This window comes from Methylovorus sp. MP688 (assembly GCF_000183115.1).
Taxonomy (GTDB): Bacteria; Pseudomonadota; Gammaproteobacteria; order Burkholderiales; family Methylophilaceae; genus Methylovorus; species Methylovorus glucosotrophus.
Genome location: NC_014733.1, coordinates 2,610,997 through 2,633,769, shown reverse-complemented (window position 1 = coordinate 2,633,769; position 22,773 = coordinate 2,610,997). Strand labels below are relative to the sequence as shown.

Here is a 22,773-nt window from a genome sequence, read left to right as displayed (position 1 = left end):
CGCATGGTCAGTGAGTGCTTGATTATAGCGCCTGCACTCCGAGTTTCAATCAATACGGTTCAATCCCGTTTTCTCTGGCTGATTTCAATGACTTGAATCAGATGCTGGCTCATCATCCAGCTTGTAACGGCTGAGCTTGTACCACAGCGAACGCTCGCTGATATCCAGCAGCTTGGCGGCCCGGCTTTTATTGCCTTTGCTCTGCCGCAGGGCGGCTTCAATCAGTTTTTTCTCCAGCGCTTCGGTAGCCAGTGGCAACGATAATACGGCAGTGGCATTGTCCGGCGAAACAGATGCTGGCAAGGGGCTGGCGCTGAGAATATCGGCAGGCAGGTGTTGCGGATCAATGGCGGATTTGCCGCAAACGATGCATGCGCGTTCCAGCACGTTTTCCAGCTCGCGTACATTGCCTGGCCACGCATACGATTGCAGCGCAAACAGGGCAGCTTCGCTGATACTGGCCTGGCGCTTCTGCAGAAAATGCGACACTAGCAGGGGAATATCGCCGTTGCGATCGCGCAAGGGTGGCAGGTCTATGCGGAACACATTCAGGCGGTAATACAGATCCTCGCGCAGCTTGCCCTCCTTGACGGCTTGCATCGGGTCGCGATTGGTCGCAGCAATCACGCGGATGTCCACGGCGGTGGCGCGGTTGCTGCCCAGGCGTTCGATCACGCCTTCCTGCAGGGCGCGTAGCAGTTTGGCTTGCAGGTTGACCGGCATTTCCGTCACTTCGTCCAGAAACAAGGTGCCGCCATCGGCCAGCTCGAATTTGCCTATGCGCTCCTTGATGGCGCCGGTGAAAGCGCCGCGTTCGTGACCAAATAACTCCGACTCCAGCATTTCGGAGGGGATGGCGGCACAGTTCACCGCGACAAACAGCGCATCCTTGCGCGGCGAAAGCTGATGTACACCGCGCGCCACCAGCTCCTTGCCGGTACCGGTCTCGCCGACGATCAGGGTGGTGGCTTTTTCCGGGGCGACCTGGCGGATGGCTTGCTGCACGCGCTGTATGGCCGGGCTCTGGCCGACCATACCGTCATCGCCGTGCGCCTCTTCACGCAGGAACTGGTTTTCCAGCTTGAGGCGGCTGAGCGAAAGCGCACGCTCAATGGCAATTTCCAGGGTTTCCAGGTCAAACGGCCGCAAAATGTAATCCGACGCGCCCAGCTTCATGGCCGCCACGGCGGTGCTGATTTCGCCCTGCGCCGTCACGATGATCACCGGCACTTGCAGCCCTTCCTTCTGCATGGCTTGCAGCAGTTGCAGGCCATCCATCACCGGCATATGCAAATCACTCACCACCAGGTCAGCGCCGCCTTCGCGCAGGATATCCAGCGCCTCCCGGCCATTTTCGGCCACTACCGGCTGGTAACCGGCTTGTCGCAGGCTGATCTCCAGCAAGCGGCGCATATTGGGTTCATCGTCCAGTGCCAGGATGCGTTTGAGGGGGGACATTAGTTTTCTACTCCGGAAAGAGGTAACAAAATACGGAATTCAGCGCCGCCCAGCGTGCTGGTGCCGGCGCGTATGTTGCCATGGTGTGCTTGCACAATCTGCCGGACGACGGACAGGCCGAGGCCGATACCGCCGCTGCGCTTGGTAAAGAAGGGGTCAAATACCTGCTCGCGCTGTTCTTCGGGTATGCCCGGGCCATTGTCAGATACGGTAATGCAGGCATGCTCACCGGCTGTGCTGCTACCCAGCACGATACGGCCGCCCTCCGGCAACACCTGAATGGCATTCAGCAGCAGGTTGAGCAAGACCTGTGTCATCTGTTCCGGGTCGCAGATGGCAATCAGGCCTGCATCCAGCTGGGTTTCCAGCGCGATATGTTTTTTCTCGGCCTGCATGCGCAACATGGCGGCCGACTGGGAGCACAGCTGGCTGATGTCTACGGGCGTGAAATTGGGCAGGCGTGGCCGGGCCGAGTCGATGAGGGTGGAGACCAGTTTGTTCAGGCGCTCGGTTTCGCTGATGATAAACCCGCATACTTCGCGGCCTTCTTCACTGAGGGTGGGTTCGCGCAGCAACACCTGCGCTGAGGAGCGCAAAATGCCTAGCGGCGTGCGCACTTCATGGCTCATGGCGGCTGCCATTTCACCGACCACGGCGAGCTTGGCGGCGCGCGTCAGGTTTTCTTTGGAGCGCTCCAGGTCTTCGATCATGCGGGCAAAGGCGTGTGACATGGCATCAATCTCGGCCGGGCCACCGCGCGGCGGAGCCAAATTGCTCGGTGCACGCATAAAGCCCAGGGCAAAATTCGTCAGTTTGGCGATGGGGCGGGTAATGGCGCGGGCGACCGGCACGGCGATCAGCGTCGCCAGCGCCACGGTCACCAGCAGCAGGGCCAGGAAGATAAACGCCATCTGACGCACCGGCGTCATGGCCTGGGCGCGGTTTTGCAGAATGTCCACGCGCCAGTCGAAACCGGCAAAGTTCTGGTAACCATTGGTCTTGGCGTGGCTGCTCAGTTTTTTTGCCAGGTGAATGGCATGCCAGCGGCTGGTGCTGCTTAGGAGGTGCTGCTGATTATCGTAGAGCGCGGCGGCACTGCGGCCAGTGACTGCACTTTCCAGCACATGCTGCACCTGCAGCCAGTCGAACACGGCCACCAGTTGCCCGACCGGCGCTTCGGTGGAGGTGCTGTAGATGGTGGCGAGTATGGGCAAGCGGTCATGGTCTATCGCCCCCAGGCTGATCTGCGTTTGCGGCAGGCTGGCCTTTTGCCAGGGCTGGATGGGCTTGTGAGGCTGGCCAATGCGCTGGATATTGCTCGATGCCACAATCATGCCCTGGTTGTTGACCACATATAGCTCAACATAAATATCGCGGTAGCTTTGCTTGAGGTCGCTCAGGAATTTGGACAGGCGCTTGTCGACATCGTCAATGCGGATTTCCTGCATGATTTCGAGCTGGCTCCACGAGGCCACGTTCTGCAAGCGTTCAAACATCATGCGATCCACTTCATCGGCCGTGGCGATCGCGCGCGTGGTCATGTCACGCTTGATTTCGGTCTTGAGGGCGCTTCTGGCCTCGTAAAACGCCATGCCGGTAATCAGCAGGGTGGGCAGCAAACCTGCCAGTAGAAACGCTCCTAACAGGATGTATCGTATCGGTAGCGCTTTGCTGAGCATGATTTCAGTGCGAGAATCCGCAAATCGGCATCAGGCGCTCTTCGCAAAACGCAGCGCGCCTGAGGCAAGGGAAGGTGTATTTTTGGTGATTCATACGCTGGGGAATGTATGCGTGCATTAAGCTGCTATGGGGTGTTGAGTGTAGTCGTCGCACTCAGCCTCTGCAAGTCTGCTGCGGCGGACGATACGGCAGGCGGTTTTCTCGATGGCTTCAAGCTGGGCGGTTATTCCAGTGCCTATCTGAATGTGCATCCCGGTGGTAAATCCGAAGCCAGCCTGGAAGAGGTGAGCTTTTTGCTGCGCTGGGAAGGCGAAGGCCGCTGGCGGTTTTTCGCCGAACTTGAGCAGGAAAAACCCGTGAGTTGGAAGTCCGGGGAGGGACTCACCAACGATGGCGCCAGGATAGACCTGGAGCGTTTCTACCTCGATTACAACATTTCCGAACAATACAATCTGCGCGCTGGCCGCTTCCTGACCCCGGCTGGCCGCTGGAATCTTATCCATGCCGCGCCGCTGGTGTGGACCACCACGCGCCCGCTGGCGACCAGCCGCCTGTTTCCGCAATCTACCAACGGCATCATGCTGTATGGTGCCAAGTCGTTTGATAACCGTGCCTTTGAATACACGTTTTTCATGGAGGCGCTGGAAGACCAGCATCTGGACGGCGACGAGATTCAGTATCGCGATACCCACGGCGCGCGGTTTGCCTTTACCGGCAAGCTTAATCTTGGCCTGACCCTGATGGAATTTACCGAGGATATCCCCGGCACGCCGCAGTTCCGGCTAATGGGGGCCGACTTCATGGTCAAGCACGACGACTGGGAGTTCAGCGGAGAAGCCTATCAGCGTTACTACAGCAATAACCGCGATGGCGGCAGTGGCGCCTATCTGCAGGCGGTAGCGCCTCTGGGCAATCGCTGGTTTGCCGTCGGTCGGCTGGAAAACTTCAAGCGCCCGGCAGAAGGCTCGGCCGAACGCTGGGTCGTAGGCACCGCTTGGCGCTTGCAGCCTAACCGGGTGTTCAAGCTCGAGTATGTGGGTGGCGATGAAGAGCGTGCCGACGCGCCCAAGGGCCTGTTTACTTCGTTTGCCATCCTGTTCTGATGCTCTCCCGCCCTGGCATGTTGCGCTATCGAGACCTTCTGACGGTGTGGGTGTCACGTCCGTGCATGGCGGTGCTCGCGCTCGTCTTCGCCGGCATGCTTTCCATGGGCCAGCCTTTGGCAGGCCCTGCGGATACGCTGGCGGTGGTGGTGCCCAAGACGCAGAGCGGCAAGATAGGCAGCCTGGTTGATCTCTCGCTGATTTACTGGCGCAAAAAACTGTATTGGTCAGAAGGTGTGCGCATGCAGCCGGTGAACCTGCCGACCGATAGTCCCCAGCGGCGACAGTTCTCGCAGCGCGTGCTGGGCAGCTTGCCCGAGACGCAAGCCGAATACTGGAACGAAGTGTATTACCACGGCACTACGCCGCCGCATGTGGTTTCCTCGCAAGAGGCGGTCCTGCGCTATGTGGCGGATACACCGGGTGGCATAGGCTATGTCGACGCCTGCAAGGTGGATTCCCGGGTCAAAGCCGTTGCCTGGCTGTTGGGAGATGGATCGTTTACCACTAGCCCGCCGGCCCTGAGCTGCCCTCCTTAAGTGCTTGCCGCATAGCGATTTTTTTGATCAATCGCGAGGGCCGTAACCTCTCTGGCGCGATAAACCCTGCAATTTTTGTATGGTCTTGGCTTGCACCTGACAATTCCTGCGCTTCGACCATTCGCAATTAAATATATAAGTATTTGATTTATAAAATATAGTTTCCATTTTTTTAACATGGCATGCCGATTGCGACATGATGACTACTACCTACAGGAGAGTCGTCATGTTGCCGGCACCGAGCTTTGATCCCCAGAAAATAACACAAGCGCATCAGTCATATACGACCAAGCGCCAGCAAGCGATTGTGCCCTTGCATATGGCGGGTGGCTTGCAAACCACACTGGCCGGGCCGGATGCGCAGGATCGCGCCGAGCTGGAGCAGTTTGTGCGCAGCGTGTTCCGACTGGTGCATGGCGCGCGCATACGCCATTTCATGCCGACGCTGATGAGCCTGCGCGATGACGAGGGCAATTTGCATGCAGTATGTGGCGTGCGACATGCAGCCGAGCAGCCCCTGTTTCTGGAAACCTATCTCGATCAGCCGGTCGACTTGATCCTGAGTGCCGCGACCGGCAAGCAGGTCGCGCGCGACCAGATTCTGGAGGTGGGCAATCTGGCGGTATTTCAGCCTGTGCATATTCGCCATCTGCTCGCCAGCGTCAGCCTTTATCTGCATGGCAGCCAGGCCGAGTGGGCGGTGTTTACCGCCACGCCAGCCCTGCGCAATGCCCTGCTCAAGCTGAACATGCAGCTGGTGCATCTGGGGGCCGCCGATATTCAGCGCTTGCCCGCCGAAGAGCGCCCTGACTGGGGTCGTTATTATGACAATGCACCGCAAGTGCTTGCCGTGCGTCGCATGCAGTAGGAGCTGCCATGTCTATTCTTACCACCATTCAGCAGCACGCAGAAACCAGACCAGACCATACGGCCTTGCGTGGCAGCCACTTCAGCATCGCGTATAAAGCGCTCCCTGCTGAAATCAATGCAGCAGCGGCGTTCATTCAACAGTCCGGTCTTCCACAAGAGCGGCCACAGGCGGTGGCGATTGCCATGGAGAATGACCCTGCCTGGGCCGTGCTTGATTTGGCTTGCCTTCAACTGCAGCTGCCAGTCGTGCCTTTGCCTGGATTTTTCTCGCCGCAGCAAATCATGCATGCCATACAGGATGCTGGCATCGATACCTTGTTCTGCCAGCAGCCCATGGTCATGGAGCAACTGTTGCTGGCACAGGGTTATCGCATCGTCCGCAAGCATCACCAACTGGTGGGCGGGCAATTGGTCAGCCGCTTGCAGTTTGAAAACCCCGAACCCAGAGCCTTGCCAGCTGGCACGGCAAAGGTGACGTATACCTCCGGCACGACGGGTCAGCCCAAAGGTGTATGCCTCAGCGCGCAGGCCATGGAGCAGGTCAGCCGCTCGCTCGCCAATGCCACGGCGGCTTCCGCCGAGGATAGTCATCTCAGCATCCTGCCCTTGTCGACCTTGCTGGAAAACATTGCCGGGCTTTACCTGCCATTGCTGGTTGGGGCGACCACGACCTTGTATTCATCTAGCCGTGTGGGCTTGAGTGGGGCGTCTGGCCTCAATGTGCCGCAGTTGCTGCGCACCATACAGGAAACCAATCCGACCACATTGCTGCTGATTCCCGAGCTGTTGCGTGCCTTGGTCATGGCCGCCGAGTCTGGCTGGGTTCCCCCTGCGAGCTTGCGCCTGATTGCCGTGGGTGGCGCCCGCGTGGCACCGCGTTTGCTGCAGCGCGCAGCAGAGCTGGGCCTGCCGGTATGCGAGGGCTATGGCTTGTCGGAATGTGCTTCGGTGGTGGCGTTTAATGCGCCCGGCCAACAGCGCCCGGGTAGCGTGGGCAAGTTGCTTCCCCACGTTCAGCTGGTATTTGCCAGTGATGGCGAACTGCTGGTGGCAGGCAGCACCCTGCTTGGCTATGCCGCCCAGCCAGCCATGCATGTCACGTACTGGCCTACCGGCGATATTGGTTATCTGGACAAGGATGGCTATTTGCACATCACGGGCCGCAAAAAGAATATCTACATCACCTCATACGGACGCAATGTGTCGCCGGAATGGGTGGAAAGCGAACTGGCCCTGTCGCCGTTGATCGCGCAGGTTGCCGTGTTTGGCGAGGCGCGCCCCTGGAGCGTGGCGGTGATTGTGCCGCGTGTACCCGGCGATATAACGGCGCAGATTGAAGCTGCCGTGCAACAAGCCAATCAGACGCTGCCGGACTATGCCCGCGTGCAGCAATGGATTCTGGCTGAACATCCTTTTAGCCCGCAAAACCAGCAGCTCACCCCGAATGGCAGGCTGCGGCGCGATGCCATCTGGCAGCAATATGCTGCGCGTATAAATCCTTTATATGAAAGAGAGCACCATGAAGTTTTATGATGAATTGCTTGCTGCGACAGAGTCGCAACGAAATGCGCTGTTCAGCCTGCCCTTGATTCGTGCGGGTGGCAGCGGTCAGGTGAGCCTGGATGCGTATATCGCGTTTTTGACCGAGGCTTATCACCACGTCAAGCATACCGTGCCACTGCTGATGGCCTGCGGTGCGCGCCTGCCGGAGCGTTATGAGTGGCTGCGCGAGGCGGTGGCCGAGTATATTGAAGAAGAGCTGGGGCATCAGGAGTGGATTCTGAATGACATCAAGGCCAGTGGTGGCGATGCCGAAGCCGTGCGCCATGGCAAGCCCGGCCTGGCTACCGAGATCATGGTGGCCTATGCCCACGACACCATACAGCGTGTTAATCCGATCGGCTTCTTCGGCATGGTGCTGGTGCTGGAAGGTACCAGTACCGCGCTGGCAACTCAGGCAGGCGAAGCCATCCGTACCAGCCTGGGCCTGGGCAAGGGTAGCTTCACCTATCTCACTTCGCATGGCGCGCTGGATGTCGGGCACACCGCTTTTTACGAAGGCCTGGTCAACCGTATTGAAGATGCGGTTGACAGAGCGCAACTGATCCACAGTGCCCGCGTGTTCTACCAGTTGTATGGCAATATTTTCCGCGAGCTGGGTGAGCGTTTCCTGCCCGCGGCGTATCAGGAGGCCGCATGAATATCCAGAATGCCCGTATCCTGCTGACGGGTGCTACCGGCGGTATCGGCCAGGCCCTGGCAGTCGAGCTGGCGTCGCAGGGCGCCCATCTCGCGCTGGTGGGTCGCCACCCCGGTAAATTGCAGGAACTGCTGCATACACTGAGCGGTATGCCCGGCGAACGTATTTCCATCGTGGCTGATCTTGAAAATGCCAATGCCCCGCAGGGCGTGGTAGATACTGCCATTCAACAGCTGGGCGGACTGGATATCCTGATCAACAACGCTGGCGTCATGGATTTCATCCAGTTTGAAGACCAGAGCCCGGAACGCATTGCGCAGATTATCCAGACCAATGTCACCGCCCCGCTTTTGCTGGCCCGGGCCGTGGTGCCGCACTTTTTGACCAGGCAGCAAGGGCAGCTGGTCAACATCGGTTCCATTTTCGGCAGTATTGGTTTTCCGCATTACGCCAGCTATTGCGCCAGCAAGTTTGCCATGCGCGGATTTTCACAATCACTGCGGCGTGAGCTGGTCGATACACCAGTGCGGGTGACCTACATTGCCCCGCGTGCAGTGGATACTCCGCTTAACGATGCCACCACCACGCACATGCTGCGCGCTGCCAATATTTCACTGGATGCCCCGGAAGACGTCGCGCGCCAGATTGTGTGTGCCATAGCCCGCGAGTGCGAGGAGTATTACATCGGCCAGCCGGAATCCTTTTTTGCCTGGCTGAATAGCGCCCTGCCCAAACTGGTCAACATCGGCATGAAAAAACAGGCGCGCCTGGCCGCCCCTTTTGTGAATCGTCATTCCCATTCCTTAGGAGAAATTCAATGAAACGCACTTTTCTTGCGCTTTGCCTGCTCGGCACAGCGCTGCTTGCCGCTCCGCTATATGCGGATGACAAGGTAGACCCTGCCATCGTCAAGCTGCAGCATGACTGGGCGCATGCCAATTACCAGATACCCGATGCCCAGCAGGAAGCGGCGCTGAAAACCCTGTCGGAAGAAGCGCATCAGGTAAGTGCAGCCAATCCGGGCGCAGCTGAACCCATGATCTGGGAAGCCATTATTCTGAGTACCTACGCCAAGGCCAAGGGTGGTCTGGGCGCGCTCAAGCTCGCTGAAAAGTCACGTGATCTGTTGCTTGCCGCCGAGAAAATCAATCCGAATGCACTGAATGGCTCGATTTATACCTCGCTGGGTTCGCTCTATTACAAGGTGCCAGGCTGGCCCATCGGCTTTGGTGACAAGAAAAAAGCCCGCGAGTATCTGGAAAAAGCACTGCAACTCAACCCCACAGGCATAGACCCCAACTACTTCTATGCCGATTTCCTGAGTGGGCAGGGCGAATATGCCAAGGCCGTGGAGTACTACAAAAAAGCCCTGGCTGCACCCGCTCGCCCCGGTCGTGAAGATGCCGATGCCGGTCGTCGTCAGGATGTGGAAGAAGGTTTGAAGACCGCAGAAAAGAAACGCTAGCGCTGGCCCCCTTGGCGCCTTGCGTCTTTGGGCACGGGTATGCAATTTCGCATGCCCGTGCCTTTTTTTATGATGCTTGCCCCCTTCAAGCAGAAGTCCTTCAAACTTGCTTTTATTGCTGGTTTCGCGTAAGTTTCGCCTATTGCTGGGGGTCTCTTAATCCTTTATCTAATCAGGGTTATAGAGTGAGAGTTACCCTTTGAACCTGACGCGGATAATCCCGCCGTAGGGAAGCCACTGATAAGCCTCACACCGTACCTCCTGTACATCTCCCCGTGAAGCCTGTTCGTGCTCCCTGCATCTTTTGGAGCATCACATGAACGCCACTGATAAAAACCTGAACAAATTCCTGAACGAGACCGCCGAAGTAGATGCGGGTGCGACGCAGCCATTTGCCAAATCGCGCAAAATTTATGTGGAAGGCTCACGCCCTGATATTCGCGTGCCTTTCCGCGAAATCTCGTTGTCCGACACGCCATCGGCGTTTGGCGCAGAAAAGAATCCACCGGTTGTGGTGTATGACACCTCCGGCCCTTACACCGATCCTGATGTGAAGATCGACATCCGCAATGGCTTGCCCGCCCTGCGCGCTGGCTGGATTGCCGAGCGTAACGATACCGAGCAACTGGATGGTCCGACGTCTGACTTCGGCAAGCAACGCAAGGAAGACCCCAAGCTGGCCGAAATGCGTTTTAACCTGACGCGCAAGCCATTGCGTGCCAAGCCCGGCATGAACGTGAGCCAAATGCACTACGCCCGCCGCGGCATCATCACTCCAGAAATGGAATACATTGCCATCCGCGAAAACCAGCGCCGCGAAAACATGAGCGAACTGCTGCAAACCCAGCACGCCGGTCAGCATTTTGGCGCCAGCATTCCCAAGGTGATTACGCCGGAATTCGTACGCGATGAAGTGGCCCGTGGCCGCGCGATTATCCCGGCCAACATCAACCACCCTGAAATCGAGCCCATGATCATAGGCCGTAATTTCCTGGTGAAGATCAACGCCAATATCGGCAACTCCGCGCTGGGTTCTTCCATCTCCGAAGAGGTGGAAAAAATGGTCTGGGGTACCCGTTGGGGTGGCGATACCGTGATGGATCTGTCCACCGGTAAAAACATTCACGAAACCCGCGAGTGGATCATCCGTAACAGCCCGGTGCCGATTGGTACCGTGCCGATTTACCAGGCCCTGGAAAAAGTCGACGGCAAAGCCGAAGACCTGACCTGGGAAATCTTCCGTGACACGCTGATTGAGCAAGCCGAACAAGGCGTCGACTATTTCACCATCCACGCGGGTGTGCGTCTGGCTTACATCCCGATGACAGCCAAGCGCATGACCGGTATCGTGTCGCGCGGCGGCTCCATCATGGCGAAATGGTGTCTGGCTCACCACAAGGAAAGTTTCCTGTACGAGCATTTCGAAGATATCTGCCAGATCATGAAGCAGTACGATGTGTCCTTCAGTCTGGGCGATGGCCTGCGTCCTGGCTCCATCTACGATGCCAACGACGAAGCCCAGTTTGCCGAACTGAAGACCTTAGGTGAGTTGACCCAGATCGCCTGGAAGCACGATGTGCAGTGCATGATCGAAGGCCCAGGCCACGTGCCCATGCACCTCATCAAGGAAAACATGGACCTGCAACTGGAACACTGTGGTGAAGCTCCGTTCTACACACTGGGACCATTGACCACCGATATCGCCCCAGGCTACGACCACATTACCTCCGGCATCGGCGCTGCCATGATCGGCTGGTACGGCTGTGCCATGCTGTGTTACGTGACGCCCAAGGAGCACTTGGGTCTGCCAGACAAGGAAGACGTGCGTGTGGGCATCATCACCTACAAGATTGCTGCCCACGCCGCTGACCTGGCCAAGGGTCACCCCGGCGCGCAGATTCGCGACAATGCCTTGTCCAAGGCACGTTTCGAATTCCGTTGGGAAGACCAGTTCAATCTTGGTCTGGATCCGGAAAAAGCCAAGGAATTCCACGATGAAACCCTGCCGCAGGAAGGCGCCAAACAGGCGCACTTCTGTTCCATGTGTGGCCCGCACTTCTGCTCGATGAAGATCACGCAGGATGTGCGCGATTACGCCGACAAGCTGGGCGTGGATGAAAAAGAAGCCCTGAGCAAGGGCATGCAGGAAAAAGCGATTGAGTTCGTGAAGAAGGGCTCCGAGGTATATCAGAAGGTTTAACCCTTTTCGCATACCTTAAGCCCTTGAATTGGAAAGCAGGCGTTCGCGCCTGCTTTTTTATTTCTTGCGATTCCTCTGCGCATGCACCCCACGATCAAGGTAAAATCTAGCCTTGTCTTACGAGACCCTAGCTGTGACCACTCTAAAACTCCCCCCCAAAGCAACACCCGCTGATTCCAATGCACCTTCCGGCCGTAAACCGGTGCGGCGCGCAGACCCGGCCAAGCGTCCGCGTGATGCGGCGTCAAAACCGGTGGCCCATGTTCCGGCCAAGGAAGCAGAAGCACGCGTTCCTGCCAACAAGCCGGCGCGAGCCGTCAGTGCCCGCCCAGCTGCTGACCGTGCGGCGCCCAAGCGTCAGCGCAATCATCGGCACGATGGCACCTTGCATGAACATCAGGTCGCCGAGAGCCCGGCTGAGAATGATTGCCCACGCCGCGTAGCCGCGGATCGTGACGCCAGTGAGCGCCAGCCAGCAAGGCGCTCTGCATCAGATCGTCCGGCGCGTAGCGGCGAATCGCGCCCCCGTGCGGATAACGCACGCCCCGAGAATCGTCAGCGCGACGAGCGTCCGGCTGAGCGTAGCGAGCGCCCACGCCGCCCTGCAGCTGATCGCGCTGATAGGCTTGCCAGTGATCGTGATACCCCGCGCCGGGGTGGCAAGGCACGCGATGGTTTTGTGGCGGGCGATTTCAATCGCGATCGCACGCAGAACCCGATGTTCACACCCAAGCCTGTGGCGTCGCAGCCTGATTTGCCGCGGCTTTCCAAGCGCATGGCGGAGCTTGGCCTGTGCTCGCGACGCGAAGCAGACGAGTGGATTGTGAATGGCTGGGTGCGCGTAAATGGCCAGGTCGTGGACGAATTGGGCTCCCGTGTGGAACCCGACGCCAACATCGAAGTCAGTAAAGAGGCAGAGAAACATCAGTCCGAGATTGTCACCATCCTGCTGCACAAGCCAGTGGGCTATGTGTCGGGTCAGGCAGAAGACGGGTATGAACCCGCTGTCGTCTTGGTGCATCCCGATAATCACTGGGCAGAAGACCCGGTACAAAAAGAGTTCAGACGTGGATTCCTGAAAGGGCTGGCCCCGGCCGGTCGCCTGGATATTGATTCCACCGGTTTGCTGGTGCTGACGCAGGATGGCCGCGTGGCACGCCAGCTGATTGGCGAGGATTCACAAACCGAAAAAGAATATCTGGTGCGTGTAGAGGGTACCTTGTCGGATGAAGGTTTGCGCAAGCTTAACCATGGCTTGAGCCTGGATGGTGTTCAACTCAAGCCAGCCAAAGTGTCCTGGCAGAATGAAGACCAGTTGCGCTTTGTGCTGCGCGAAGGTCGCAAGCGTCAGATCCGCCGCATGTGCGAGCTGGTAGGTCTGCATGTGGTGGGCTTGAAGCGCGTGCGCATCGGCAGTGTGGCCCTGGGCAAGTTGCCACCGGGGCAATGGCGTTACCTGCGTCCCGGCGAACGGTTTTAATGCAGACCAGGCTTTATCTTTCAGTGGAAAAAGCGCATACGAAGTCAACGACCTTGACGCCAGACTGAACAGTAAGGAGCTGAATCATGGGTTTATTTAGTAGCATTGCGGGCTCCGTGGCCGCAAAAATGGGTGGCGAACAAGGCCGCATGTTCCAGGTTGCCCTGGAAATTATCGAACGTAATGGTGGCGCGCCTGGCGTGCTGCAGAAATTCCGCGATGCTGGCATGGCCGAAGAAGTCGATTCCTGGCTGGCGAATGGTGAAAATCTGCCGCTGGCGCCTGATCAGATAGAAGCGGCTCTTGGCACACAGGTGTTGACCGATATCGCGCAAAAATTTCATATGTCGCTGGATGAGGTCGCGCGAACATTGGCAAATTATCTGCCCAAGGTGGTGGACAAGCTCAGCCCCGACGGCAAGGTGCCACAAACCCAATCCGACCTGATGGCGCAGGCCCTGTCGGCCTGGCGACGCATGTAATCCTGCAGCTCAGTATGCAGGCCCATAAGTTGCTTGGGTCTTAAGCGCAATATGGGAGTCATGTTGCAGGCTTATGCTGTGCCTTTCATTACAACACTGAACAAGAGAAATAATATCCATGGATTTGCTGTTACTCCTCAAAGCCGCCATTCTGGGCATCCTCGAAGGCGCCACCGAGTTCCTCCCCATCAGCAGTACCGGCCACTTGATCGTGGCAGGCGATTTGCTCAATTTCAACGATGACAAAGGCAAGGTGTTTGAGATCGTGATCCAGCTTGGGGCGATTCTCGCCGTATGCTGGGAATACCGTACGCGCCTGACCGGGATCGCCCAGGGGCTGACCAGCAACCCGAAATCACAACGCTTTGTCCTGAACGTATTTATCGGTTTTCTGCCAGCAGCGGTGCTGGGCCTGGTCTTTCACAGCTTTATCAAGACCCATCTGTTTTCGCCCATCAATGTCGCAGTGGCGCTGATCGTCGGCGGCTTCCTTATCTTGTGGATTGAACGCCATTTTGATGGCAAGGATGTCGTGCACAAGGCGGCCACGCTGGATGACATTACGCCCCTGCAGGCACTCAAAGTCGGGTTTGCCCAGTCGCTGGCCATGATTCCCGGCACCTCGCGTTCGGGTGCCACCATCCTGGGCGGCATGCTGTTTGGCTTGTCGCGCAAGGCGGCCACCGAGTTTTCGTTCTTTCTGGCGATCCCTGTCATGCTGGCGGCCAGTGGTTACGATGTGTTCAAAAACCGCGCTTTATTCAGCGCCGATGACATTCCCATGTTCGCCGTGGGCTTCATCATGGCATTCATTGCCGCGCTGATCGCGGTGAAAACCCTGATTCGCTATGTGGCTAACCATGATTTCCGCGCATTTGCCTATTACCGCATCGTGTTTGGCACGCTGGTGCTGATCTACTTCCTCAAGTTCGCTTAAGGCATGCATAGCTACGAACGTGTCGTTGAGATATTGAGTGGCTTTGCCGAGACGGCGCAGCAGCGTCCGCTGAGTCTGGGCGAGGCGCTGGATAGTCTGGATCATGCTGCCTTCGGCTTGATCGCGCTGATATTGGTGTTGCCGCTGTTGCAGCCCATTCCGCTGGGGCCGCTCACAGTGCTGGGGGGCTTCACGTTTGCTGCCCTGGGCTGGCAACTGTGGCGTGGGGCGGAATCGCCAGTGCTGCCGCAAAAAATTCGTGGCGTGACCATGAGCGAAAAAAGCTGGCGCATGCTGGCCAAAATCAGCCTCAAGGTGGTCGGATTCTGCCGCCGCTTTAGTCGCCCGCAGCGATATCCACGCCTGGTGGAGGGAGAGCGGGGCCGCAAGATAGGTGGTTTCATCCTGATCGCCTCAGGTCTGTTGATGGCGATTCCCTTTGGTGTATTGCCGCTCAATAATGTGCTGCCCGGGCTGGCCATCTTGTTTTACTGCATAGGTCAGCTTGAGCAGGATGGCCTGATGGTGATGATCGCTTTTTTCTGGTTGATCTTCACCACCGTCTATTTTGGATTTTTCTTCTTTGGCATTTACTATCTGGGGGCGGAGGCCATGTCCAGATTCGGTTGGGGTGGCTAATACCCCGTTGCTGCATGATTGTTAGCGGTGTGAAATCACGAATAAGTAGCCGCCATGCCAGGCAGGCTGCAAATACGAGGAGGCGTTGTGCATGAATAAACTACTCAAATTCGGCCTGATAGGCCTGGCCGCTGTGGTGGTCGTTTTGCTGGTGGTGGTGGGTATTGTGGCCGCGACCTTCAACCCCAACGACTACAAGCAAACCGTGATAAACCTGGTCAAAGAGAAAAAACAACGCACCCTGCATCTGGATGGCGATATCAAGCTTGCCTTCTGGCCTAGCATAGGGGCGGATCTCGGCCGCATTTCGATTTCCGAACACAACAGTGACAAGGAGTTTGCTGCTGTTGATGGCCTCAAGGTCTCGTTGGCCCTGCTGCCATTGCTCAAAAAACAGCTGGTGGTGGATACGGTGTATGTGGACGGCGTGCGTGCCAATATCGTGCGCTACAAGGATGGCACTACCAACTTTGACGATCTGATGAGCAAGGATGAAGAAGAGTCCGAGCAGATCAAGTTTGATATTGATGGCATCAACGTTACCAATGCCGCCTTGAACGTGCGCGACGAGATGACGGACAAGCAGCTGGCGCTGCGCAAATTCAATCTGAAGACCGGTCATGTGGCGCTGGGCACCCCCTTTGATCTGGCAAGTGATTTTGAGCTGGAGGCGAATAATCCTGCCGTGAAGGCCAGCGTGAGCATCAAGGGCAATGTGCTGGCCGACCCCGAGCAACAGCATTTTGCCGTCAAGGGCCTGGATGCGGGCATCAAGGGAGATATTGCCACCCTGAAGGATGCGGATCTGACGCTCAGTGGCGATGTGGATGCGCGACTGGAGCACATGGAACTGCTGGTGGATAGCCTCAAGCTTGCTCTGGCAGCCACGCAGGATGGCGCCAAGCTCAAAGTAGCGCTGGATGCTCCGCAAATCCGCGTGCAGCAGGACACGGTCAGCGGCAAGCAGGCTAGCATCAATCTCAGCCAGGAAAAAGGCAGCGACATCCTCACCGCCAAACTGGTGCTGGCCGATCTCAAAGGCTCGCCCAAGGCGGTGCAAAGTAGCGGTATCAGCGGTGAAGTGAATGTGAAGCAGGGCGAGCATCAGCTGCAAAGCACCTTCAACTCCCCCTTCACTGGCAATCTTGAAACCCAGGTGTTTGATCTGCCCAAGCTGGTGGGCAAGATCAACGTGAATGACCCTGCCTTGCCCAAGCGCGAAATGCAGGGCGATTTTGCCTTCAAGCTGCATGCGGATGCCAAACAGCAGCTGGTGAATAGTGACTTCACGCTGAATCTGGATGCCACCCGGCTCAAGGGCGATGTGGCCGTGAGCAAATTTGACCAGCCAGACATCCGTTTTAACCTGACGGGCGATGCGCTGGACTTGAACGCCCTGCTGGGAAGCCCCGCTAGCAAAGCCAGCAGCAAGCCCGTAGCAGTGGATAAATCCAGCCCAGCCAAACCTGCAGATCTTTCAGCATTGGCGAATTTGCGCTTGCAGGGCAATGTGCAGATGGGCCGCATTGTCTATGACAAATACCAGCTGAGTAATCTCAAACTTGGTATCAAAGCCGACGGGCAGACCCTGGATATCAAGCCGCTGAGCGTGAAGCTGGATGACAGCCAGATTGCCGGCAGCCTTGGTATCAGCCGCTTTGCCAACCCCATCTACCGCTTTGATATCGACATCGACAAGCTTGATGCCGACAAATACATCACAAAATCAGATGCTCCCCCCGCCAAGCCTGGTGATGCCGCTAAAAAGCCGCAGACCGATGCGCCCATTGATCTGAGTGCGCTCAAGCAATTCAATGCCAATGGCGAACTGCGCATAGGCTGGCTGAAAGTGGCGAACATCAAGTCCACCAACGTGCGCCTCAAGCTCAAGGCAGAGGATGGCGTGGCTGAGTTGGCGCCCTTGTCGGCCAATCTGTATGAAGGCAGTGTGAATGGCAGCCTGAAAGTGGATGCTCGCACTACCCCCAGCATCACCGTCAGGCAGGACATGAAAGGCATCGCCATTGGCCCCTTGCTTACCGATGCCATCAATAACGATATGTTGAGCGGCAAGGGCACGCTCAATCTGGATATCACGACGCAGGGAGGGACCGTCAGTGCCCTAAAAAAAGCCCTGAACGGCAAGGCCGCGCTTAACCTTGCCGATGGTGCCGTTAAAGGGATTGATGTTGCGGGCACCCTGCGCGGCGTGAAAGACAAGCTGAATGTGCTGAAGGGCCAAAGCAGTGTGACGGGCGACAAGAGCAAGAAGACCGATTTCAGCGAAATGTCGGCCAGCTTCACGATCAAAAATGGCGTGGCGCATAACGAAGACCTCAGCATGAAAGCGCCCCTGTTCCGCATTACCGGCAGTGGCGATATCGATATTGCCAATGAAACCCTGGATTACGTGGCCAAGCCGACGGTGGTGAATACACTCAAGGGCCAGGGCGGTGCCGATTTGTCCGAGATGAATGGCCTGACCATTCCCATCAAGCTCAGTGGCACGTTTGCCCAGCCCGCGTATGCCATCGACTTCGCTGGCCTGGGCGCTGCCATTGCCAAGAACAAGTTACTGGAGGGCGTGGGTGGTACCAAAGGTGAAGCCGTCAAGAACCTCATGGGCGGCAATAAGGAGGAAGCTCTGAAATCCTTGCTGGGTGGCAAGAAAGACACCACCACGGTGCCTGCAGATGGCCAGCCTTCCAATACCGATGCCACGCCAAAAGAAACACCGGAAGAAAAGGCCAAGAAAAAACTCAACAAATTGCTGGGGTTTTGATTCTTGGATCATTTGTTAATGCAACTGCCGACCGACTTGCCTGTATCGCCTGAAAAGGCTGCTGCTGATGGTGACTCCAGGTGCATTTGCCCAAGAGCCGTGCTCTCTGCAAACGGGTCGAGCATGAGGGTGCCGCATGCAGGGGATAGGCATGCCTGAGTCAGTACATACTCTCTCGCCAGAGCCTGTACCTGCAGACTCTGAGGTCTCATTTGCCAGCAAGTTGATCAGCTGGCAGAAGCGCTATGGCCGCCATGATCTGCCGTGGCAGCAAACGCGCGACCCTTATGCGGTCTGGGTGTCGGAAATCATGTTGCAGCAAACCCAGGTGGCGGCGGTGATAGGGTATTACCAGCGCTTCATGCAGCGCTTTCCTACCATTGCCAGCCTGGCGATGGCGACACAGGATGATGTCATGCAGCACTGGAGCGGGCTGGGTTATTACTCCCGCGCGCGCAATCTGCACAAGGCAGCTCAGCAGGTCATGGAAGTGCATGGTGGAGTGTTCCCGCAAACGCTGGAAGCCATACAGGCTTTGCCTGGCATAGGCCGCTCAACCGCCTCGGCTATCGCCTCATTTGCATTCGAGGCGCCACACCCGATACTGGATGGCAATGTAAAGCGCGTGTTTGCTAGGCATTTTGCCATTGAGGGCTGGCCTGGATTGCCGCGCGTGGAACAGCAGATGTGGGCACTCGCAGAGCGCCTGCAGCCAGCACAAGAGCACGGCCCCTACGCTCAGGCACTCATGGACATGGGCGCCACCTTGTGTACGCGCAGCCGCCCACGCTGCGATGCCTGCCCCTTGCAGACGACGTGTCTGGCATACCGTGAAGGGCGCACGCGTGAATTGCCTGCTTCCAAGCCGCGCAAGGCGATCCCGGAAAAATCCACCACCATGCTGATATTGCTGCACGACAATCAGGTCATGCTGGAAAAGCGCCCCGGTTCAGGCATCTGGGGCGGCTTATGGAGCCTGCCGGAAGTCGATAGCACACTGGATGCGCAGCAGGCCGCTGTTGAGCGTTATGGCTTTCAGACGCAGAAGTTACCACCCTTCGGCACGCTGACCCATGTGTTCAGCCATTTCAAGCTGCATATATTGCCGCAGCCCCTGGCGGTTGAGGCGGCACTGACGGCAAATCAAACCCCCGATATTCAATGGCTGACGCTGGAAGCCGCGGTGCAGGCGGGCATACCCGCGCCCGTGCGTGTACTGCTGGAGCAGTTGCGCTGGCAGCAAACCGCCTTGCTCTGATCCGCTTTACATGCGCGAAGGCGCACTTGGGCCAGTGCCTATTTCTTCATTGCTTAATTCTCCCCGGATAGCGTAATACCCATTTGAAGTTAGCGGGTATTGTGTGCAAGAATGGGGGTGCCATCATGATTGCCATACTTGAAGCTAAACGCGCAGGATTGCTTACCCGGGAGCATTGGGTGGCAAATATTGTGTCTGGCGTCATCGTCGGTGTAGTGGCGTTGCCACTGGCCATGGCCTTTGCCATTGCTTCCGGCGCCAAACCCGAGCAAGGCTTGTATACCGCGATCATCGCCGGAGCCTTGACCTCACTTTTTGGCGGCAGCCGCCTGCAGATAGCCGGGCCCACCGGTGCCTTTATTGTCATTCTCTCGGGGATTACCGCACAGTACGGTATCTCAGGTTTGCAGATTGCCACGCTGATGGCGGGATTCATGCTCATTGGCATGGGCCTGGCGCGTATGGGCGGAGTTATCCGCTATATCCCGGATCCCGTCATCATCGGCTTTACCAGCGGCATTGCTGTCATTATCTTCGTCGGGCAGTGGAAAGACTTTCTCGGCCTGCCTGTGCAACCGGGTGCGGAGCACTTTCACCAGAAGCTCTGGCATCTGCTGAAGTCCATTCCGCAGACCCATGTTCCCACTTTACTCCTGGCTGCATTCACATTGACCGTTCTGCTGTATTCGCCGCGCGTACTAAAGCGTATTCCGGCGCCCCTGGTCGCCATGCTGGCGGCAACCCTGCTGCATGCCGCTCTGGGACTGGATGGCGTAGCCACCATAGGCAGTGCCTTCGGCGGGATACCGCAACAATTGCCGCAATTTGCCTGGCCGGAGACCAGCCTGTCTGAAGTGCTGCATCTGATCGGGCCCGCTTTTACCATTGCCTTGCTGGGGGCGATTGAATCTCTGCTATCTGCCGTGGTGGCCGATGGCATGGCGGGAACCCGCCATAATTCGAATCAGGAGCTGGTGGGCCAAGGTATTGCCAATATCTTCTCCCCACTGTTTGGCGGCTTTGCTTCCACCGGGGCGATCGCCCGTACGGCGACCAATATCCGCAATGGGGCCACCAGTCCGCTCTCTGGGCTGGTGCATGCGCTTACCTTGCTGTTGATTGTATTGATACTGGCGCCGCTGGCGGCGCATATTCCCTTGTGCGCGTTGTCGGCCATTCTGTTTGTGGTGGCGTGGAACATGAGTGAAATAGGGCGCTTCCGCCATATGCTGACGACGGCTCCCCGTGCAGATGTGGCAGTGCTGCTGATTACCTTCTTGCTGACGGTCTTTGGTGATCTGGTGATCGCGGTCAATATTGGCGTATTGCTGGCCGCTCTGCTGTTCATGAAGCGCATGTCCGATGCCGTGGTACTTACCCGGCAGACGGATGCGCAAGTGCAGCAGCATGCCGCTCACCATGGCTACACCTTGCCGCCGCAAACCGTGGTGTTCGATATGGAAGGGCCTTTTTTCTTTGCGGCTGCCGAGCGGCTGGAAACCACGCTTGAACATGTGCATGCCCATGCACGCGTGCTGGTGTTGCGACTGGAGCATGTGCCGTTTGTGGATGCGACGGGTATGCAGGCCTTGTGGGATTTGCGCGATACCTGCAATAAACACGATACGCGCCTGGTGTTATGTGGAATGCGTGCCAATGTGTGTTACAAACTGCAACGCGCTGGCTTGTTAGGCCAGCTGGGCGCAGCCAATGTCATTGATGATCTGACGCAACTGACATAAGCCCGGGCAACGCTTTTCAGAGCGCCATCTGACGGGTCTCCCGATAAATATCTCAACTTTTCAAGCCTGGCATGGTCGTACCTATGCTTGATTGATAATGTTGATATAAAAAAGGAGAAGACGATGCAAGCTATGAAAACCCTGACTGCTGCCGCTATTCTGATGTTGGCTGGCAATGCCATGGCCGCCGAGGTGAGTGTTCCCCAACCACGTGCGGGCCAATGGAGCAGTATGGTCGCAATACTTGACCATCTGGATAATCACTACCTCATCAAAACAGGCGTTTACGATGATGTGAGTGCATGCTCCGAAGCTGTCCAATACATGGCAGGTAACGTGAACAAAGGCGGTGGGTTTATCTGGACCAACCGTGACCAGAGCGTGATTGAATTTGACGCGACCACAGACAAAGCCCCTAACAAGGCAAAAGTGCTGGAGTTGCGTTGCGTGCTGGAGCCATTCTCCCCCGAGTTGGTGAAGAAGTATTAAGCACTGACAGCCAAGGCCTGAATCGGCACCGCTAGATTCAGGCTGCACGCCAATAAAAAACCCCGGAAAGGTAAAAACTTCCGGGGTTTTTTGATGCTGGGAGTCTCAGCGCATAATGCCTGGACTCCCTTCTTAAAGCTCAGCGGGGCTGATTACTTCTGATCCCAGCTGTCTTCCCACATGCAATGCTTGATCTTGTGACGATTGGCGATCAGTTCATCAATGGTCGGCTCATCGTTCAGTGCACGCTTGATGGCGAGCTTGGTGGCATCGTAGTTGTTTTTGTACATGTCTGCCTTGTCCAGCGTGCCTTCCTTGGCCAGGGCTGCACAGCCCGGATCAATCCACACCAGGCTGATGATGCACAGGTCATTGACTTGATCCTTGGGGATGATGCCTTCGATCACACAGTCCAGAATCGCATCAGCGGTCGCGGCTTGTACCAGGCCACCGAACAGTTCGATGTTGGTGGAATCCTTCAGCGTGACTTTAGGCACCATCATGGTGGCAGGGCGTACCAGCTGGTTGATGTCGCGTACGGCGAACATGGCAGTGTGGCCCTTGCTCTGCGCCATCATGTTGGCAAATGCGGTACCTACTGGGCCGTCTACAGCGCCAATGACGATTTCTGGCATCGCTGCAGTAACGTCTTTACCTTCGCTGAATACGGTAGCTTCACCGGCTTTCATGATAATTTTTGACATGCGGAATTCCTTTTGTGGGATAAGAAAAAGAGGGGTTTGAAGAAAATCTTGACCCTGCATTTTACCCAAGCGGGCAGGGTGGGGCAAACAGTCGTTGCGGGGCTTACAGCGTAAGGATCATGTCGCAATGCGGGATGCCCGCATCCATGTAGACCGCGCTGCACACCACAAAACCGGCCTTCTGGTAAAACGCGATGGCATGGGTTTGCGCGGAAAGTTTTACTTCGCGCAGGCCCAGATGGCTGCAATGCGTGACGGCTTTATCGAGCAGTGCCCGGCCAACCCCATGGCCGCGCCACCCCGGCATCACGGCCATGCGGCCAATATGTCCATCCGGCAGTATGCGCGCGCAACCGATCACCTCATGTCCAAAGGTGCAGGCCAGCAGATGGTGGGCCTCTTCATCCAGCCCGTCCCACTCCAGCGATTCTGGCACCTGTTGTTCCTGCATGAACACCGTGCGGCGCACATACATCAGGGATGCCCCTGCCTGCTGCCAGCACACTGGCTTGATAATGTAACCAGGGCAGGTATTACTCGGAGGCATGCTCAATCTGCTCGCGCTGTGCCTGCTCCGATTGCTGCAGGGTATTTTCCACCTGCTTGGCTTTATCCAGCGCCGCACGTGCCTCTTCCGCGACTTTGGGCGTGCTGTGATCCGGCTCGGGGCTGCATGCAACAAGCAGTAATGCGCCAAGGATAATGAGGATTTTCATGCTTGCTCCTTCGTGTTGCGGGCTTGCGG

Annotated in this window: 21 protein-coding genes and 1 riboswitch; of the genes, 16 read left to right on the top strand and 5 right to left on the bottom strand. The window is 57.2% G+C overall.

Annotation, left to right across the window (positions count from 1 at the left end; translation table 11 throughout):
- Positions 1-84: 84 nt before the first annotated feature.
- Entirely contained in the window at positions 85-1,458 is a 1,374-nt protein-coding gene (locus tag MPQ_RS12510) for a sigma-54 dependent transcriptional regulator (protein WP_013443329.1), read from the bottom strand.
- Positions 1,458-3,137 (bottom strand): PAS domain-containing sensor histidine kinase, encoded by a 1,680-nt coding sequence (locus tag MPQ_RS12505; RefSeq protein WP_049821909.1) that lies wholly within the window; start codon positions 3,135-3,137, stop codon positions 1,458-1,460. Before MPQ_RS12505 ends, MPQ_RS12510 begins: the two co-directional genes overlap by 1 nt.
- 108 nt (positions 3,138-3,245) lie before the next feature.
- On the opposite strand from MPQ_RS12505, the gene MPQ_RS12500 reads away from it, so the two are divergent.
- The 16 genes from MPQ_RS12500 to MPQ_RS12425 all read left to right on the top strand — a co-directional run bounded on the left by MPQ_RS12500 (position 3,246) and on the right by MPQ_RS12425 (position 21,324).
- Positions 3,246-4,241, top strand: coding sequence for a hypothetical protein (locus MPQ_RS12500; protein ID WP_041362426.1), 996 nt, complete (start codon positions 3,246-3,248; stop codon positions 4,239-4,241).
- Positions 4,241-4,780: a hypothetical protein gene (locus MPQ_RS12495; RefSeq protein WP_015831091.1), complete on the top strand. Its 540-nt coding sequence runs from the start codon at positions 4,241-4,243 to the stop codon at positions 4,778-4,780. The genes MPQ_RS12500 and MPQ_RS12495 overlap by 1 nt, the downstream gene beginning before the upstream one ends.
- A gap of 226 nt (positions 4,781-5,006) precedes the next feature.
- Positions 5,007-5,648 carry a thermostable hemolysin gene (locus tag MPQ_RS12490; RefSeq protein ID WP_013443324.1) on the top strand — a complete coding sequence of 214 codons (642 nt, stop codon included), beginning with the start codon at positions 5,007-5,009 and terminating at the stop codon, positions 5,646-5,648.
- A gap of 8 nt (positions 5,649-5,656) precedes the next feature.
- Positions 5,657-7,183 (top strand): AMP-binding protein, encoded by a 1,527-nt coding sequence (locus MPQ_RS12485; RefSeq protein WP_013443323.1) that lies wholly within the window; start codon positions 5,657-5,659, stop codon positions 7,181-7,183.
- A complete protein-coding gene (locus MPQ_RS12480; RefSeq protein WP_013443322.1) occupies positions 7,170-7,850 on the top strand; it encodes a TenA family transcriptional regulator in 681 nt (226 codons plus the stop codon). The genes MPQ_RS12485 and MPQ_RS12480 overlap by 14 nt, the downstream gene beginning before the upstream one ends.
- The gene (locus tag MPQ_RS12475; protein ID WP_013443321.1) at positions 7,847-8,671 is read left to right on the top strand and encodes an SDR family oxidoreductase; all 825 of its coding nucleotides are present in this window, start codon (positions 7,847-7,849) and stop codon (positions 8,669-8,671) included. The genes MPQ_RS12480 and MPQ_RS12475 overlap by 4 nt, the downstream gene beginning before the upstream one ends.
- Positions 8,668-9,315, top strand: a complete 648-nt coding sequence (locus MPQ_RS12470; protein ID WP_013443320.1) for a tetratricopeptide repeat protein — start codon at positions 8,668-8,670, stop codon at positions 9,313-9,315. Before MPQ_RS12475 ends, MPQ_RS12470 begins: the two co-directional genes overlap by 4 nt.
- Before the next feature lie 137 nt (positions 9,316-9,452).
- A riboswitch (TPP riboswitch) is annotated at positions 9,453-9,564 on the top strand.
- Between the two features lie 67 nt (positions 9,565-9,631).
- Positions 9,632-11,515 (top strand): phosphomethylpyrimidine synthase ThiC, encoded by a 1,884-nt coding sequence (gene thiC, locus MPQ_RS12465; protein WP_013443319.1) that lies wholly within the window; start codon positions 9,632-9,634, stop codon positions 11,513-11,515.
- Between the two features lie 133 nt (positions 11,516-11,648).
- A complete protein-coding gene (locus MPQ_RS12460) occupies positions 11,649-12,995 on the top strand; it encodes a pseudouridine synthase (RefSeq protein WP_041362905.1) in 1,347 nt (448 codons plus the stop codon).
- A gap of 86 nt (positions 12,996-13,081) precedes the next feature.
- Positions 13,082-13,477, top strand: a complete 396-nt coding sequence (locus MPQ_RS12455) for a YidB family protein (RefSeq protein WP_013443317.1) — start codon at positions 13,082-13,084, stop codon at positions 13,475-13,477.
- Between the two features lie 118 nt (positions 13,478-13,595).
- Positions 13,596-14,414 carry an undecaprenyl-diphosphate phosphatase gene (locus MPQ_RS12450; RefSeq protein WP_013443316.1) on the top strand — a complete coding sequence of 273 codons (819 nt, stop codon included), beginning with the start codon at positions 13,596-13,598 and terminating at the stop codon, positions 14,412-14,414.
- A 3-nt stretch (positions 14,415-14,417) separates the two neighbouring features.
- A complete protein-coding gene (locus MPQ_RS12445; RefSeq protein ID WP_013443315.1) occupies positions 14,418-15,053 on the top strand; it encodes an exopolysaccharide biosynthesis protein in 636 nt (211 codons plus the stop codon).
- A gap of 91 nt (positions 15,054-15,144) precedes the next feature.
- Positions 15,145-17,835 carry an AsmA family protein gene (locus tag MPQ_RS12440; protein ID WP_013443314.1) on the top strand — a complete coding sequence of 897 codons (2,691 nt, stop codon included), beginning with the start codon at positions 15,145-15,147 and terminating at the stop codon, positions 17,833-17,835.
- A gap of 151 nt (positions 17,836-17,986) precedes the next feature.
- Entirely contained in the window at positions 17,987-19,093 is a 1,107-nt protein-coding gene (gene mutY, locus MPQ_RS12435) for an A/G-specific adenine glycosylase (RefSeq protein WP_238525312.1), read from the top strand.
- Positions 19,094-19,218: 125 nt separating this feature from the next.
- Positions 19,219-20,835: a sulfate permease gene (sulP, locus tag MPQ_RS12430; protein WP_013443312.1), complete on the top strand. Its 1,617-nt coding sequence runs from the start codon at positions 19,219-19,221 to the stop codon at positions 20,833-20,835.
- Between the two features lie 123 nt (positions 20,836-20,958).
- On the top strand, positions 20,959-21,324 hold the full coding sequence (locus tag MPQ_RS12425) for a hypothetical protein (protein ID WP_013443311.1): 366 nt from the start codon (positions 20,959-20,961) through the stop codon (positions 21,322-21,324).
- A 152-nt stretch (positions 21,325-21,476) separates the two neighbouring features.
- Here MPQ_RS12425 and fae read toward each other — a convergent pair whose 3' ends face one another.
- The 3 genes from fae to MPQ_RS12410 form a co-directional block, all read right to left on the bottom strand.
- On the bottom strand, positions 21,477-22,028 hold the full coding sequence (gene fae, locus MPQ_RS12420) for a formaldehyde-activating enzyme (protein ID WP_013443310.1): 552 nt from the start codon (positions 22,026-22,028) through the stop codon (positions 21,477-21,479).
- Between the two features lie 103 nt (positions 22,029-22,131).
- A complete protein-coding gene (locus MPQ_RS12415) occupies positions 22,132-22,575 on the bottom strand; it encodes a GNAT family N-acetyltransferase (RefSeq protein WP_015831080.1) in 444 nt (147 codons plus the stop codon).
- Positions 22,562-22,744 carry a hypothetical protein gene (locus MPQ_RS12410; RefSeq protein ID WP_013443308.1) on the bottom strand — a complete coding sequence of 61 codons (183 nt, stop codon included), beginning with the start codon at positions 22,742-22,744 and terminating at the stop codon, positions 22,562-22,564. Before MPQ_RS12410 ends, MPQ_RS12415 begins: the two co-directional genes overlap by 14 nt.
- Positions 22,745-22,773: the final 29 nt, after the last annotated feature.